Here is a 15,529-nt window from a genome sequence, read left to right as displayed (position 1 = left end):
ACGAAATCTTGCTCACCATAAACAAAAACGCCACTCTTAAACTAAGAGTGGCGCTAACAATATTAAACTAACTAAGATTAACCTTTGTAGTTATAAACGTGAGCTACTAAGTCTAATACTTTGTTTGAATAACCAGTTTCGTTATCATACCAAGATACTAATTTAACAAAAGTATCTGTTAATGCGATACCAGCAGCTGCATCAAATACTGAAGTTTCTGTTGCACCATTGAAGTCTGTAGATACTACAGCGTCTTCTGTGTAACCTAAAACGCCTTTCATTTCATTTTCTGAAGCACGTTTGATTTCTGCACAGATTTCTTCGTATGTCGCAGGTTTTTCTAAGTTAACAGTTAAGTCAACAACAGAAACGTTTGCTGTTGGAACACGGAAAGCCATACCTGTTAATTTACCGTTTAATGCTGGTAATACTTTACCTACTGCTTTCGCTGCACCTGTTGATGAAGGAATGATGTTTTGTGAAGCACCACGACCACCGCGCCAGTCTTTAGCTGATGGACCGTCTACAGTTTTTTGTGTCGCAGTTGTTGCGTGAACTGTAGTCATTAAGCCTTCTTTGATACCGAATTTATTGTGGATTACTTTAGCTAATGGTGCTAAGCAGTTAGTTGTACAAGAAGCGTTAGAAACGATATCTTGGCCTGCATACGCATCGAAGTTTACACCGTTAACGAACATAGGAGTTGCATCTTTAGATGGACCAGTTAATACAACTTTTTTCGCACCAGCAGTGATGTGTTTACGTGCTGTAGCGTCATCTAAGAATAAACCTGTTGCTTCAACTGCGATATCAACACCGATTTCATCCCATTTTAAGTTAGCTGGATCACGTTCAGCAGTTACACGGATTGTTTTACCGTTAACAACTAATTGACCATCTTTAACTTCAACAGTACCGTTGAAACGGCCGTGTGTTGAGTCGTATTTTAACATATATGCCATATAATCAACGTCGATTAAGTCGTTGATACCTACAACTTCGATATCATCACGAAGTTGAGCTGCACGGAACACGATACGACCGATACGACCGAAGCCGTTAATACCAATTTTAATTGCCATAGATTTTTCTACCTATATTAAAGTTAAACAAAATTGTTCTTCTAATGCTTTAAGAAGTGCATGGATTATAGCACATACTCCAGTATGACTTACAACTAAAAGAACCGAAACAAATATAACAGATAAATTTTTTGTGATCTATGTCAAAATTTCAAAATTTGTAACGCTAAAGTGGTAAAAAAACGGTAGAATTGGAGAGAAATTTCTATCTTAGGAGTGAAGATGATTAAAGATATTGATGAATTAACGGAAGAACAAGTTGAGATTCTGATTAATCATGGTACCGAAATGCCGTTTACTGGTAAATTTCTGCATGAAGAACGCATCGGGACTTATCGTTGCGCACGTTGCCACAATGCATTATTTCGTTCTGATACTAAATTTGATGCTGGTTGTGGCTGGCCTAGCTTCTATGAAGCGGTTTCGGATGATGCATTACGGTATTTAGATGATTATAGTTTAGGCCGTCACCGTACCGAAATTCGTTGTGGGAACTGCGATTCGCATATGGGCCACGTATTTAATGACGGACCTCCGCCGACAGGTTTACGCTTCTGCCTAAATTCTATCGCACTCAATTTTAAATGGGATGAAACCGGCGAAGAAATTGATGGTTAATTAATTTTATAAATTAAATATCATTTAATACATTAAACATAATAAAAGCGGTCGAAATTTGAAAAAGATTTGCAAAAATTCTTCAAATTTCGACCGCTTGTTTATGCAAAACAATCTGCTATTTAAGCTAAAATATTTCTCACAATAATATCACCCATTTCACTGGTAGAAACCGGCGTATTTTCATCAGCTAAATCACCTGTACGGTAACCATCCGCTAACGCTTTTTGAATCGCAGATTCAATAGCATCCGCCGCATCATTTAAGTTGAAACTATAACGTAACATCATTGCCGCCGATAAAATTTGTGCGATTGGGTTAGCAATATTTTTACCCGCGATATCCGGCGCCGAGCCGCCCGCCGGTTCATATAAACCAAAACCGTCTTCATTTAAACTTGCAGATGGAAGCATCCCCATTGAACCGGTAATCATTGCTGCTTCATCCGAAATAATATCGCCGAAGATATTCGAACATAATAAGATATCAAAGGTTTCCGGCGCTTTAATTAATTGCATTGTCGCATTATCAATGTACATATGTTCAAGTGTTACTTCCGGATATTCTTTCGCAATTTCGTTTACCGTTTCACGCCATAAAATTGAGCTTTGTAATACGTTTGCTTTATCAATGGACGTCACTTTTTTATTACGTTTCATCGCGGATTCAAAAGCAACACGCGCAATACGCTCAATCTCATATTTATAATATACTTCGGTATCAAATGCTTTGGTTTGTGCCCCTTCACCTTCACGCCCTTTCGGCTGACCGAAATAAATCCCACCGGTTAACTCTCGTACCACGACCATATCGAAACCTTTTGCCGCAATATCCGCACGTAATGGACAGAATTTTTCTAAACCTTTATATAAAGTGGCAGGACGTAAGTTACAGAATAATTTGAAATGTTTACGTAATGGAAGTAATGAACCACGCTCTGGCTGCTCATCCGGTGGTAAGTTTACCCATTTAGGTCCACCTACCGAACCAAACAGAATCGCATCGGCTTCTTCACAGCCTTTTAAAGTATTTTCCGGTAATGCTTTACCTTGTGCATCAATTGCCGCACCGCCGATATTAAAATGATTAAAATTTAATTTAAAACCGAATTTTTGCTGTGTTGCTTCAAGCACTTTGATCGCTTGTGCCATAATTTCAGGGCCGATACCGTCCCCTGCCAAAACTGCAATGTTGTAAGTTTGCATATAAAACCCTCTTATTGTTATGAATTAGGATTCGACATTCTAACTTAAAATTTAGTCTATTGGGTGGGAATTTATCAAATTTAAGCTAGAATAATCAGCAATTAGAGGAACAATATGAAGAGATTATTTTTAAAACTGATTGCAGTGGTAATTTTTAGTCCAAATTTGACCGCTTGCGGCACCATAATCAGCCTTACCGAAGGCGATTACTCCGTTTATGCCGGTGTCAGCAAAGATTTTAAAGCGATCCAAAATGGAGGAATCTTAAGTATTCCGGCCGTGGTTGATTTACCGCTAAGTTTTGTGCTTGATACTTTAATGCTACCTGTTACATTAAGTCAGTAACCCCTTATAGAATAATCCGTTGAATGAAATATTACTTATCCGTATAACCAATTAAAAAGCCTCTTTAATTAAGAGGCCTCAACATTATTAATTATTTCTTACCTGCAAATGCTTCATAAGGATCCGCATTATCATCTGCAATGTAACCTAAAACTTCTTCAGCATTTGGCCCCATAAATTTACCACCATAAGCCGAATGAACATCATAGCCATCAACTTTCGATTTCGCTATTCCAACAAAATGAACTTCTTCCTCTCCGCTACTGATTTGTCTAATACTTGTTTCTAATAAATCAATATCAAATAATGCTTTACCTGTAGACAGTAAACGGCGATTAGTAATTTCACCACTCACTTTTTTATTCGCAAAGTCAGCATCTAAAGATAATTTACCTTCACTATTCGCGCCAAATGAAACACCTGAATAATGATAAACGCCTATTGTCGGCAAGTTCTCAAATTTAGTAATTAAACCAAAGTCACCTATATCATCTGCTGAAGCACGTTCATCAATAACACGCCCATATCGATCTGTTTTAACATTTTTTGGCAAAACATAACCAATAGCAGAATATGTTTGGTTATAAGCTTTACCTTTCATGCCATTTCCAAGATCCTTTTCAACAAACCCTATGTTTTCAAAAGCTAAATCAATAGTTACCCCTTCAACATTTATCTGTTTTAATGCTTTCACTTGCTCTTTTAAATCACGTCTAACTCCAACTAAAGAATTCTGCAAATCTGGAGAAGCGCTTTCAGACCTCGTGGAGCTTGGCTTTGAATTGCTTTTATTTGTCGAAGAAGAGGAACCACCGCCACTACAAGCAGTTAAAGCTAAACCTAAAGTAGTTACTAATAATAATTTTTTCATTTGTATATTCTCCTATAGATAAGACACTATAATTCTGTCATATCTATAAAAGAACAGCCACTACGAATTATGTGATTAACATCACAAAATATAACAAAAAAGTATTGTTAATTTCTCCTCTATCTACTTGCGAAAATGCAAAGCCTTTATATTCAAATAATGTAGCTTAATTTTTAGTCTTGTAGCCCCTATCTTCCTTAACATTTCCGTTTGAATCTCTCCGTGCTTTACGTTATCAAAACATCTGTCTATAGATTAACAATTTTCAATAGGTTTTTTCTCGCTTGTTGTGGAGATATCCAGTAAGTGATTTAGTTAATCTCGCTATTTCAGACCCTTTTAGCTATACATATAACTAAAATTCACAGATTAAACACATGAATACGAAAGAACACGTAAGAAAAAATAATGAAAAAGTGCGATAAAGCTAGTAAAATCAAGGCTTGAGAATAAGAAAACGTAAGAAGACGAAAGAGTAGAAAAGTTAAGTTGGTCCCCCTACCGAGTTTGAACCAATCCACACAAAGCATTGCAACACAACACCCCAAGCAAAATCAAAGTTATTCCGTATAACTAAACGTATAACTAAATCAAAAAGTCACCCACCAATTAGCCTACTTTACAACCAATTCTTTAGCGTAAGAAAGTTAGTTCTTTGTTTGTATCCTAACATCCTCTAACTTAGGAGAGGTGTCAGCCAACGGCTTATACCTAATTCGACATCAATCGCCATCTTTTAAGCCTTTGTGCTGAATGGAAGGTTTCTTATAAAATGAGGTAAAAGCCTTATGCCGGCTTGTTCCTAGAGTGTAGTAGCTTATTGCTCAATGAAAATATTTTTAAATGATGATGATGCCTAAAAATCGTAAAATCTGCCGAAAACCGCGCGGCCCCAACCCCGTGGAAAGGGTATCCCCTCAGGAGTACCTTTTATACTAAAAGCTTTGTAGTGGCAGTCATAAAACCACTGTATAAGATTTTCACACCTTCCACCCTCTCTATTATATAAGGAAAAATTCGTAGTCCAATAGTCCAATTAGTCCCAAAACTAACTTTTCTTTTTACATTCAATAAGTTATGGAAAATTTTTGGGACTATTTTTTCCCGTTTGGGACTATTTTAGGTGTTTTTTGGACTAAATACTTTTGAGTGTTTTCATTTTTTTAGCTTAAGCATTTAGTCCCAAAAGGGGGTATTTTAGTCCCAAAATGGCGATTTTAGTCCAATGATAGTCCAATAATTTTACGTCTAACTTATTGATATATAATGACTTCATGCCTTAAAAAGGGTGTTTGGGACTATTGGACTATTAAAAATATGCTTCCTAATAGAGAGGAGAGAATAAATTTATATAGGCTGTATAAAAAGTACATTTTATAAGCGCGAAGCATAGCAAAAGATAACAAAAAACCGCCAATAGTGGCGGTCTGAATGTAGTTTTATAGCATGGCTATACTTCGCTGTCTTCGTTGAGAATCTCGACAAGATACGCCCGTGTTCTCTTTGGATTGATCTTGCGCGGCATTCGTTGAAGATATGCGTAGCCGTTGCCTTCTCCCTTGTGAAGAATTCCCGCTTTTAAAAGCACGGGTAAAGCAACCTCTTTAGTTTGCCCTTGTAAGGCTTCATCTTCAAATACGCTTTTGAAGACAAAATAACGGTCATCTTCTACCAGTCGATAACCGGCTTTATTGCTGATAGGCTTCTGTGTGCCGTCCGGTGGAAACTCTTCAAAACGAGTATCAGCATTTACTAGTAGCCAACCGTTCACTTGTTCAATGATTTGGGTATGCTTTTTCGAGTGCCAGCCATAAGCATTTACCCATTCATTGAAGTTAGCCGTGATAGCGTTTGATATATCCTGTTCCGTCCATTGTAAGATATCCTTAGCCAATAATAGGGCGGTTTCAATGAGGGCGAATCTATCCGCCATTACTCGCTTAATTTGAGGTTCTGAATTATCCGGCAAGCTCTTTAATCGAGATTGTTTTACTTTGTCGTATAACGCTCTTAATGCGCTTTTTTCCGCTTGGACTAGATAAGTGAGCCAATCTACGCCCACCGCACCAAAATAGCGCATGACGTTCGCATTGAGCGCGTCAGCGTGCGTTTTACCGTCCGCTAGGCCGTGAAACTCTGTCGCTCGTTTCATCGGGATATTGAGCAAGCGGACTAATTGACCGGCATTGACCTTTATCCCTTGTTGCTTGAGGTAGCTCTCTAAACCTTCCTCACCGGTGGAGAGATTCGCTACTAGCCATTTAATCGACTTGCGATTCCCACCTTCTTTCGCACCTTGTAACTTCCCTTGTCCGTTAAACAAGCTATAAGCGGTCTGTGCGACGGCTTTCGGACTGGCTTCGCTGATTTCATCTAACGGCATAAATAGCCCGTTACGGCTAAAGGCTTCGTTCTGTAAGGCTAACGGTGTAGCGTTCCATGCTGTACGGGTTTCTCTTGGGTGTCCGTAAATTGAAGCGGCAATATTTAAAGCGGTTGTTTTGCCGAATGTTGAATCTTCGTAGAGGTGTACGCCGTAGCCGTCCGCCTCTAAAGGTTTCAATAATGGCGCACTTAACGCCACGCCAACTGATAACATCATCGACGGATTACCTACGCAATAACGCCCGATATTCTCCACCCAGTCCGCTGTTGTTCCGCTTACTCTATATCCTTCGATATTCTGCGTTAAATTGCGGAAAATAGTCGGGGTTTGCGGTTGCCCTAGGGTTTCCCCGTTTGGCAAGGTAAAAGCGGTTAAATCGTCATTCCAGCCGGTTTTGTCGGTAATGTAATACTGCTTGGCGGTTCGGCTTTTAAATTGCAAATAATCGGCTAATTCTGCCCGCAATGCTTGCTTAGTAGTTACCGTCACATCATTACGTTTCAAATACTGCCAGCCGTCACGCTCACCAATATCTTTTAGCGGCATAACAAGCGGTCGTTCTTGCTTCTCTTTTTGCAAAATAATGAAATGTTCACTTTCTCCTTTGCCTAGTCCGATTACCTCGACAAAATCGGATAACCATTTTTCGCTTTCGACTTTCTCACCATCCACAATACGAGTAGTAACATAGTACAAGCCTTTTAATCCGCCACGCTTACGCATTTCTACCCGTGGGGCAGTATCATCTTCGGGGTTAAGTGTGCGTTGCTCTAAAAGCTCTGCGGTAGCGTGCTGTCCGTTCTTAATGCGCTGATATTCGCTGGTTAGGTTTTCCGTATTAAAGCCTTCATCCAGCCATTCTACGGCGGTAAGATTCGGGCAATGTTCTGCGAGATTCATCAATACTCGGGTGCGAAAATCGTCTTTATCTTTCGCCAAAGTGGGGAGTTCCCCCACTTGGAATATTTTAATGAATCGTTGTGCTGCCGGCGCAAGTAACAAGCGGTCTAATTGGCTCAATTCTTTGCTATCCAACAAGCACGGAATTACATCATTGCCTAGCTTGAAGCTATCACGAATTAACGCCCATCTTTCTCCCTTGCCAGCTTCTGAGCGGCTCATCGTACTATTCCATCGGTAATAGGCTTTGTGTGCGTCTTGACCGGCGAGAATAATCCAATCGTTGAAAGCGTTCGCTTTTGCTAACTGGTCATCATAAAAGCGGATTTTGTTCATACTCCACCTCTTCGATCACTTCCTGTAAGTAAGTGTGCGCTTCATCTAAGTATTGGAAGGCTTCCGCCAGTATTTCATCTCGGCTCATCAGCGTGCCGTTTTCACGCCTTACCGCACCGTTGCCGGTTAAAGCAATCTCAAAGAACATCTTCGCCATATCTAATGGTTGTTTAATTGTTCGGAGGGTTTCTAAATTATTCATCTTTTGCTACCTCCACCGCTTTTCGTTCACACTCCGCCAATTTGTAAGCGCTCAATACTTCGGTCTGTGCTTCGTGAGCTTTGATTAATTCATAAATCTGTTTATTACGTTGGCGGTGTGCCTGTTTAATCTGCTCGATAAGGTAATCATTAAGCGCAAGTAAGCCGTCGGCAATATCGTCGCTATAAGTAAATCCGCCTTCGCCATCTGCGTTTAGGCACTCAGAATGATCGACACTAATCGCACTTGATAAACTGCTCGCATAGGTAAGGAGCATATCGAGGTTGTCGGTTTGCTCACGAATATCTGTTATCAATTTATTTGTGTTACGCATAAACCACCTCCTAAAGATTAATCTCTTCAAAATCAGCGAGAGTGTCGCACATTAACTTAGCCACGCCTTCAAGTGCTACAGCATAATCCATAGGCTCATGGTGTTCTGATTGGCTCATTATCTTAATGACAGCGAAAGCACTCCATAATTGCTTACGTGCCTTTTTAATCGCTTGAATATCTTCAGCAGTTAGGGTAGTGGCTTGAACTGGCTGTTTGATTGTTTGGTTACGCATAAACCACCTCCTTAACGGCAAAGAAAGGGCAAACAATCGCTTTGGCTTGCTCTAAGCTTTCGGCTTTAATACGCACGGTATAGCAAGGGAATGATGAAATCGGTTTTGAAGTATTGCGTAAGTCTAAACGGCTTACGGCTTTGAATAGATAGATCATGGCTGATAGCTCCAAAGTTAAATAATTGAAGGCTACCGCTAAACTTTCCACGGTTTGGGCGGTAACGTGTAACGGGGTGGAAAACTGCGAACTTTGGAACACAGCAAAGGGCGAACCTTTCCCATTACACGCTACCATTGAGAGAAATGTAACGAATCCATTTTTGGACTGGTTATTTTCTTTAGGTGTGCGTGTGCTACGAACAAAAAAAGCACGGATTAAAGGCGTGCTAGTGTTCGCCAAAGTTTTATTATTCGAGTTTCCACGCTCGGCTTCCGATTTTGCGAAAGCGAGAATAGCATAAACCTTATTCGCTAAACTTGTAAAGCAATTCTTTTTACAAGCGGTCGAATTTTCTCTATTTTTTGCAAATTCCGCCAATAGTACGGAATGAACCATATCTAAATAACCTTGTTGATTATTGTCGATTGTGTCGCTATTTGTTGTGATGTACTGTAAAATATTCATCGGTTAAATACCTTTTTTAAATTTTTGTTCTTGCCCTCTTGGTGTCGCTTTGAGGGCGTTTTTATTTGCTAATAAAGTCAAGTTTTACTAGTGGAACTTTTGAAAAAATGTTCCGCATCTATTCCATATCGTTACCGTTTTGTTACCGTTTCTGTCCTCGTTTTGTTGCTCGTGATAACTGTTTCAATATTGTTTTAAAACCTCTGATTTCTTGTAGAACGACTGTCGGTTGTGATGGTGTCCGCTTGCTGTATTCACTCATTCCACTTACTAAATCCGTGCGATAAGTTCGCTTTCTAAATCTTGGCAACCGTTCCCCTCGTTCCGCCATTGCTTGCTTTTCTTGCTCGATTAGCTCCACGGTGCGATAGTTATTTAACAGTTCGCTTGCTCTTGCTCGTAGCGTTACCGCTTTCATTCGCTCGGCTCGTTCTGTACCTAATACGGCTTTTAAGGCGTGTGTTGCATTGCCCTTGTGGGCGTACTCAATAGCGAACCTTTGCCGGATTTGATGACCGTATCCCATTGCGCTAACCTCCGAACTTAACCGCTAACATTTTGATTCTTCCCTACTGCCAGTTTGCGCCAGTAATGTAATGCACTTGCTTGTAAATGATTTTTACGTACTGTGTACTCCAAGCCTAACTTAATCATTGTGGCGTTTTCCGTAACCAGTAAATGGATTAAATCAAGTTGTTCCGGTGTGAGAAATTGGCGGATTTCAGCATCTGCTGGATAACCATTCTGTAATAACCATTTCTTTTTACTCATGCCCAACGCTACACAATAAACGAGGGTATTTTCGCGGCTGTACGCGTGCGGATCTTCTTTTTCAGAAGTCTGCTGCTTGAAATCAATCGCTTCATTAAGTAAGTGTTGCGTATCTCTTAGGCGGTCTTTGCTATCAAGTTGCTTTTTCATTCGGTTAAATTCGGCGATATACATCTCTTTAAATTGCATTGCTTTTTTACCAGTAAATCCCATAACTAAAAGCGTAAAGCCGTCTTGGGTCATTAAGAACATCTTCCGACTTTCTCCCTTTTGGTCGGTGTACTTAACGGGCTTAAAATTCAGCCGGTTAAATTCTTCTGAACACTCTAAATTTTCAAGACGTTGTAAAATATTTTTATGCTGTTTTCCGAAATATTCCGCTACTTTGAGGGTGTTTGTCATTGCAACGGTTTCTTTACGAAACACTTTAGGAAATACCGCTTCAATCGGTAATTGCTCATTTAATCCTTTCATCTCATTTTCCCCTTTCTAATCGTTTCCAATTGCTTAATTCTTTTCGCATATAGCCATATTGAAGTTTGCCGGCTCTCGGTGTGTTGTATTCGTTGCTCCGCTTCTAAAATCTGAATATGCGTAGCAAGGCAAGTGATAAGCTCCTCAAGCGGGTAGGGTTCTTCATCGTTGTACAGGCTCTTAAACGTGAATACGTTCTTATTGCCGGCAGCGTAGTAATCAAATGCGTGCTGAATTAATACCGTATTCATCTTGGCTATTTCACACTTCATACTGAATCACTCCTGTTACACTCCTTTCACCGGTTTACGTACTTTGTGCTGTAATTGTGCTTCTGTTGGTGCTGCTAACTGATTAAGTACAGATTCCGCCACCGTTGGCGGATAGGGAATCGCTGCGTTACGACTTACTGCTTTTCCATTTAGGAAAGTGATTAATCTCTCCGCTTGTGTCTTATCTGCTAAGAAATAGCGAAAATGCGTACCTCCGTTTTGGTTATGTTCTTGAATACGAATAAATTCAGTCTGTGTAATCGCTTCTAGTTCGCTGATCTCGTTTCGACCGCTGGTGATGCCTAATTCCCTCATTCCGTCCAGTTCAGAAAAACCGTTACGGCTTGCTAATAAATAGCTTCCTAACTTTTCTTTACGTGTAATATTGGCGCTCATAATCTACCCCTACGAATTAATATAGGCTTGAATATCCGCTAAGCGCCAACGTACCGCTCGACCGCCACAACGCTTAGGCTGTGGGAATGAACCGTCTTTAACGTGTTTGTAAATGGTAGTAGTAGAAAAGCCTGTCATTGCTTTTACTTCATCAATATTAAGTAGTAGCTTTGGCGGAGTTGCCGTAGTTTGAAGTTGGTTAGTTTCAATTGATGGGATATGTTCCATTCTTACGCTCCTTTACGATTTCTTGGTTAATCATTCGGGGCGTATTGTGGAAGTGTTTTTGAGGTAAAAATAGACTGAAAGGGTTTGTAAGGTGTGTGGAGTATAGAATGAAATAAGGGCTATACCCCTTATGGAGATATAGCCCTAAAACCTTGTTAAATAAAGCCTTGGAAGGTGTTCACCCCTTTAGGAGTATTCCCTCTTATCTTTACTTTTTCAGGTATAATTATTTGATATAAAGATTCAGCTAACTTTTGATTATCAGTAAGATACTTTCTTACATAATTTATGAAATCCTCTTTTTTAGGGTAAGAATACACATTTTCAGGATCGCATTTAGCGGCAATTTTTTTAGTCATTTCAAAAAGTAGTTTCAAATTCTCACTAGAGTGTCCATAAATCGAAAAATCATCGTGATTTACGGGAATATTTGCAACATTTCCGCCATTTTCTACCGCTTGCGTGTCAGGTTTTGACAGGTTTTCTGTTTTAAGCTGTGCTATTTCTTCATTTTTTTGCTTGATAATAGAATTTAACCGTTCTAATTCAGCAGTTTGATTTATATTGATAGCTTGGATATTATGCTCAATAAATAATTTAGCATTTCTATTTTCTTTTTCTATTATAGTTATAAGCTCCAAAATATCCTTTCTTAAAACAATAATTTTCCCCATAGGAATTATTATCGGATAAGGAAATGCAATATTAAAAGAGTGATTTAAGCTAAAAGGATAATCAACTCCATCACCAGTAGTAACATCCATTTGTTCTTCTTGATAGATTTTTATAGCAGATATGGAAAAAGCCCCATTCTCTAACGTTGTATACTGTCGGGGTAAACAAAAATACCCATGGGCATATAAATAATCATCAAGCAACCCTACTACACTATCATCACCACTAGTTATAGTTATATCACCTTTTATTTCCATATCATCAATAGAATCATACAAAAAACTCTCTGTGGTTATTTGTAGATCAAATAAATTTATATTTCCTTTGTCATTATCTAGCTCTTGAATATGTACTGCTAACCTTAGCTGATCACCTCGATAAAAATTTAAAACATCTTGAATATTGAATAATTTTTTATACTCCAAAGGCTCTATATTTAACTTATTTTGAGAAGCAAAATAATCATTAAGAACACAAACTGTTTCTTCTAATGTATACCATCGTTTAAAAAAATTCCCCATAAACGCCCCTATACGTTGCCCTATTAAGAGAGTGAGCAACAGGAAACTAATAGGGATAGTTTCTTTTCGGCTCGGGTAATTAGTCCGCTCCTAGTTGCTCAAATTGGAAAGCCATTTAAGGCTATGTAATATTGCGTATTATATCGTTTTCTTTCGTGCTAATAAAGGAAAACCTGTTTTTATAAACAGTTATCTAAGCACGTTTTAGACGTTCTAGTAAATCATTGTATAATGGATAAGTGGAATTGCGAGTAGATAAAATAAAACCGCCTCGAGGGCGGTTTAGGAATGTTATCTGAGTTTATGTATAATGATTTTGGTTGCTTTTAAGTCACCTGTTGAAGAGTCTTTTTTCATCTCAATAGACACATCAGCTCGAATTGTTTTATTAATTTTTAGCTTAGTGGTATTTACGCCATTTGCTATTTCTATTTTTACTCGATAGTCAATCACATTGGGAATAATACCTGCCCAGCCTTTCTTTGGGTTATCTAAATCTAGAGCTCGAATTTGAATATCAATATCATCATAATCAACAACATCTTCTATCGAAGAAAATTCAATTTTCCCATGTGGTGTTGCTTGAGCAATCTCCTTTGGAATAGTTGGTAATTCAGCTTTGTGGTCTAATCCAATAAAGAGTTCGGCATTATTGTCATCTTTTACAGGAGACATTACATCTAGTGAACTCTGAGCAACCGCTTTACGATTTCTTACGTTTTGTTCAATCGTTTTCTTAAATTCTTTTGGAGCCATTTTTGCTAATTCAGCTCCTTCTTCCCAAATTCTAGAATCCACATAATAATTATTAATAGTGTTATAACTATCAATAGCTATGGTTCCATTATCCGATCCTGCTGTTGCTGCTTTATACACTCCATAAAGAGTAAAACAAGAAACAACAGCCAATATGATTGCGCCAGTTGTTTTCATTGCTTTGTCTCCAAATTTATCGTGAATCTGTTGTAAGAAGGCATCATATTCAGCTTGTGAATTGAAAAATAATTTTATAAAAGTTTCCTCTAATAAGCTACCTTCTTCGATAGATTTTACATAAAGCTCAATATTATGAATATCTACATTAAATAGTGCATTTAATGTTGGTTTAGTGCTTTTTACTAGAACGTTTAAACCACGTAGCGATTTTATAACATCGTCAACATGTAGTGGCTTTGTTGTTGAATAATATAGATTTTGTGGAAAAGCAATCGATAGTTCTTGTTCATTTAATTCCATTTTGGTCTCCATTATCTCTTTCTACGATAAATACGGCATTTAATTTTTGCAAAAAACTTTTACTCTCAACTGCCACATTAATTTATTTAAAAGCTCGCTGAATCAAGAAGTCTAACTTTTGCTCAATGCGATCAAGCAGCGTTTTAATTGTTGCGTTGTTTTACGCATTATTCCGTATTCATTTGAGTTTGTAAAATATAATTCGCCTTAAAAGTATCCTATTTGCCGTACTAAATTTTCAATAAATAGTCCCAAAAGGGGGTATTTTAGTCCCAAAATGGCGATTTTAGTCCAATGATAGTCCAATAATTTTACGTCTAACTTATTGATATATAATGACTTCATGCCTTAAAAAGGGTGTTTGGGACTATTGGACTATTAAAAATATGCTTCCTAATAGAAAGAGAGAATAAATTTATACAGTATAGGTAAAAATCATTAATTCCCCCATGTTCTGAAAATGCTCTACTAAATCCCAATAGAACATTTCTCTACATAATCTGCCCATTGTTGCATTACTTCCACTCGTTGATCGAGATAATCAGAACGGTTATAAGCCTTTCGAGTTTGGTCTTTGATAACGTGTGCTAAACAAGCCTCTACCACGTCATAATTGACTAATTGTTCATTCAAGTAGGTAGAAGCTATCGACCTTAAACCGTGAGCGGTTAGACGCCCTTCATAGCCTAGTAATTTGATTGCTCTATTTGCTGTTTGGGAGTTCATCGGCTGCTTTGGCTTTATCTCGCTTTGGAATATAAAAGGGCTATTGCCGGTAATCTTTCTCATTTTCTCAAGAATACGTAGAGATTGGTTACTTAGCGGAATTACGTGAGAACGCTTCATTTTCATTTTTTCAGCGGGTAACGTCCACGTTTTAGCCTCCCAGTCTATTTCGCTCCATAGTGCTTCGCTCGCTTCTTTAGGGCGGGTAATTGTGAGTAACTGCCATTTAATTAATAACTTGGTTTGTAGTGATAGGTTGCCATCTCTTAAGGCTTCTAGAAAAGCTGGTAATTCTTTTGGCGGAATGGTTGGGTTGTTCACGGCTTTAGGTGTACTAAAATGCTCACTTACTTTTAGGCATTTGTTGAACTCGATTAAATCCGCATTCACCGCAAAATTCAGCACCTCATTCAATAATCGAATCGCACGCTTGAGTGTATCGCCTAAACCACGCTCTTTTGCCGGTTCTAGCGCATCAATTACAATTCTTGGACTAATCTCAGTTATCGCTAAATGTCCTAGTGCTGGCAAAATATGCCTATCTAATATCAACTTATTCTTCCGTAACGTTTCCGCTTGAATATCCCTGTGCTTTACGTCATCAAGACGTTTGTTGTGCCATAGTTCAACCATTTTCAACAAGGTATTTTCTCTCTTAGCTTGTTCTTCTCTCTCTACCTGTTGGCGGTGTTCCAATGGATCAGCATTTACCGCTAATAGAGATAAGCACTCATCACGCTGTTTTCTCGCTTGTTGTAGAGATATATCCGGATAGCGACCAAAACTTATTAAGGCTCTTTTCTTTATGATTGGCTTATAGTAATTGAATCGCCATAGCTTAGCCCCATTAGGTTTAATAAGTAGATAAAGTCCGCCGCCATCAGAAAGGGTATATTCCTTCTCTTTAGCTTTGGCCCGCTCTATTTCGGTATTAGTAAGTGGTTTAGTTAATCTCGCCATTTCAGCCCTTTTAGTTATACGATTTTTTTAGTTATACGATACATATAACTAAATGTATAACTAAAATTCACGGCTGTAAACGTATGAATACGAAAGAACACGTAAGAAAAAACAATAAAAAAGTGCGATAA

General features: G+C 38.5%; 17 protein-coding genes. 2 read left to right on the top strand and 15 right to left on the bottom strand.

Annotated elements, in window-relative coordinates; genetic code table 11:
* Nucleotides 1–77 precede the first annotated feature (77 nt).
* On the bottom strand, nt 78–1,082 hold the full coding sequence (gap, locus tag EL121_RS10235) for a type I glyceraldehyde-3-phosphate dehydrogenase (protein WP_039196490.1): 1,005 nt from the start codon (nt 1,080–1,082) through the stop codon (nt 78–80).
* Between the two features lie 222 nt (nt 1,083–1,304).
* On the opposite strand from gap, the gene msrB reads away from it, so the two are divergent.
* On the top strand, nt 1,305–1,700 hold the full coding sequence (gene msrB, locus EL121_RS10230) for a peptide-methionine (R)-S-oxide reductase MsrB (protein WP_018652265.1): 396 nt from the start codon (nt 1,305–1,307) through the stop codon (nt 1,698–1,700).
* Between the two features lie 122 nt (nt 1,701–1,822).
* On the opposite strand, the gene leuB is transcribed toward msrB, so the two are convergent.
* Nucleotides 1,823–2,905, bottom strand: coding sequence for a 3-isopropylmalate dehydrogenase (gene leuB / locus EL121_RS10225; protein ID WP_039196487.1), 1,083 nt, complete (start codon nt 2,903–2,905; stop codon nt 1,823–1,825).
* Nucleotides 2,906–3,019: 114 nt separating this feature from the next.
* Here leuB and EL121_RS10220 point away from each other — a divergent pair, with 114 nt between their 5' ends.
* Nucleotides 3,020–3,250 (top strand): YceK/YidQ family lipoprotein, encoded by a 231-nt coding sequence (locus EL121_RS10220; protein ID WP_039196486.1) that lies wholly within the window; start codon nt 3,020–3,022, stop codon nt 3,248–3,250.
* Between the two features lie 91 nt (nt 3,251–3,341).
* On the opposite strand, the gene EL121_RS10215 is transcribed toward EL121_RS10220, so the two are convergent.
* From EL121_RS10215 to EL121_RS10150, 13 genes are all read right to left on the bottom strand, one after another.
* Complete coding sequence (locus EL121_RS10215; RefSeq protein ID WP_039196485.1) at nt 3,342–4,121, bottom strand: factor H binding protein domain-containing protein; 780 nt, start codon at nt 4,119–4,121, stop codon at nt 3,342–3,344.
* Nucleotides 4,122–5,571: 1,450 nt separating this feature from the next.
* Nucleotides 5,572–7,743: a DUF927 domain-containing protein gene (locus EL121_RS10210; RefSeq protein ID WP_039196484.1), complete on the bottom strand. Its 2,172-nt coding sequence runs from the start codon at nt 7,741–7,743 to the stop codon at nt 5,572–5,574.
* Nucleotides 7,721–7,945: a hypothetical protein gene (locus EL121_RS10205; protein ID WP_039196483.1), complete on the bottom strand. Its 225-nt coding sequence runs from the start codon at nt 7,943–7,945 to the stop codon at nt 7,721–7,723. Before EL121_RS10205 ends, EL121_RS10210 begins: the two co-directional genes overlap by 23 nt.
* Nucleotides 7,938–8,279: a hypothetical protein gene (locus tag EL121_RS10200; RefSeq protein WP_039196482.1), complete on the bottom strand. Its 342-nt coding sequence runs from the start codon at nt 8,277–8,279 to the stop codon at nt 7,938–7,940. The genes EL121_RS10205 and EL121_RS10200 overlap by 8 nt, the downstream gene beginning before the upstream one ends.
* A 10-nt stretch (nt 8,280–8,289) precedes the next feature.
* Nucleotides 8,290–8,514, bottom strand: a complete 225-nt coding sequence (locus tag EL121_RS10195) for a hypothetical protein (RefSeq protein ID WP_039196481.1) — start codon at nt 8,512–8,514, stop codon at nt 8,290–8,292.
* Nucleotides 8,507–9,139, bottom strand: coding sequence for an ash family protein (locus tag EL121_RS10190; RefSeq protein ID WP_039196480.1), 633 nt, complete (start codon nt 9,137–9,139; stop codon nt 8,507–8,509). Before EL121_RS10190 ends, EL121_RS10195 begins: the two co-directional genes overlap by 8 nt.
* Before the next feature lie 142 nt (nt 9,140–9,281).
* Nucleotides 9,282–9,665, bottom strand: coding sequence for a hypothetical protein (locus tag EL121_RS10185; protein WP_039196479.1), 384 nt, complete (start codon nt 9,663–9,665; stop codon nt 9,282–9,284).
* A 17-nt stretch (nt 9,666–9,682) separates the two neighbouring features.
* Complete coding sequence (locus EL121_RS10180) at nt 9,683–10,384, bottom strand: Rha family transcriptional regulator (protein WP_039196478.1); 702 nt, start codon at nt 10,382–10,384, stop codon at nt 9,683–9,685.
* Nucleotides 10,385–10,671: 287 nt separating this feature from the next.
* Nucleotides 10,672–11,052, bottom strand: coding sequence for a hypothetical protein (locus tag EL121_RS10170; protein WP_039196476.1), 381 nt, complete (start codon nt 11,050–11,052; stop codon nt 10,672–10,674).
* A gap of 9 nt (nt 11,053–11,061) precedes the next feature.
* Complete coding sequence (locus EL121_RS10165; RefSeq protein WP_039196475.1) at nt 11,062–11,280, bottom strand: helix-turn-helix transcriptional regulator; 219 nt, start codon at nt 11,278–11,280, stop codon at nt 11,062–11,064.
* A gap of 155 nt (nt 11,281–11,435) precedes the next feature.
* The gene (locus EL121_RS10160; RefSeq protein ID WP_052190376.1) at nt 11,436–12,476 is read right to left on the bottom strand and encodes a hypothetical protein; all 1,041 of its coding nucleotides are present in this window, start codon (nt 12,474–12,476) and stop codon (nt 11,436–11,438) included.
* Between the two features lie 291 nt (nt 12,477–12,767).
* The gene (locus EL121_RS10155; RefSeq protein WP_039196474.1) at nt 12,768–13,712 is read right to left on the bottom strand and encodes a hypothetical protein; all 945 of its coding nucleotides are present in this window, start codon (nt 13,710–13,712) and stop codon (nt 12,768–12,770) included.
* 468 nt (nt 13,713–14,180) lie between these two features.
* The gene (locus EL121_RS10150; RefSeq protein WP_039196473.1) at nt 14,181–15,398 is read right to left on the bottom strand and encodes a tyrosine-type recombinase/integrase; all 1,218 of its coding nucleotides are present in this window, start codon (nt 15,396–15,398) and stop codon (nt 14,181–14,183) included.
* Between the last annotated feature and the right edge of the window lie 131 nt (nt 15,399–15,529).

Source organism: Actinobacillus equuli, assembly GCF_900636745.1.
In the GTDB taxonomy this organism is placed as follows: domain Bacteria; phylum Pseudomonadota; class Gammaproteobacteria; order Enterobacterales; family Pasteurellaceae; genus Actinobacillus; species Actinobacillus equuli.
This window is presented reverse-complemented; position numbering and strand designations above follow the sequence as displayed.